At 58.0% G+C, this 255-nt stretch carries 1 protein-coding gene; it reads right to left on the bottom strand.

Annotated elements, in window-relative coordinates; all coding sequences use genetic code 11:
• Positions 1-255: hypothetical protein (locus AC5IJH_RS18355; protein ID WP_491904270.1), on the bottom strand; the 255-nt coding region annotated here is incomplete at both ends.

Here is a 255-nt window from a genome sequence, read left to right as displayed (position 1 = left end):
CGCAATACCCCATCGTCGCCACTGCGGCCTGGTTGGTGCACCCCTGGCTGATCTTGAAGTTCGACAACTGCGTGTTGATATCCGAGTTGAAGAACCCCGCCCAGTAATTGCCTTCAATCCGAACGTTCGAGATGCGTCCGTGACCGCCCGAGCCATAGGGACGGCACACGCCGATCTCATCAATCTGCGAAAAGATGTCGTCGATCGTGCTCGCGCCGCCATAGTCCAGCACACCGCAGATGTGCCCCATCTCAT

Source organism: Candidatus Dedyshia acidiphila (assembly GCF_051025295.1).
In the GTDB taxonomy this organism is placed as follows: Bacteria; Acidobacteriota; Terriglobia; order Terriglobales; family Acidobacteriaceae; genus KBS-83.
Note: the sequence above shows the minus strand (reverse complement) of the source record. Positions and strands in the feature narration are given on the sequence as shown.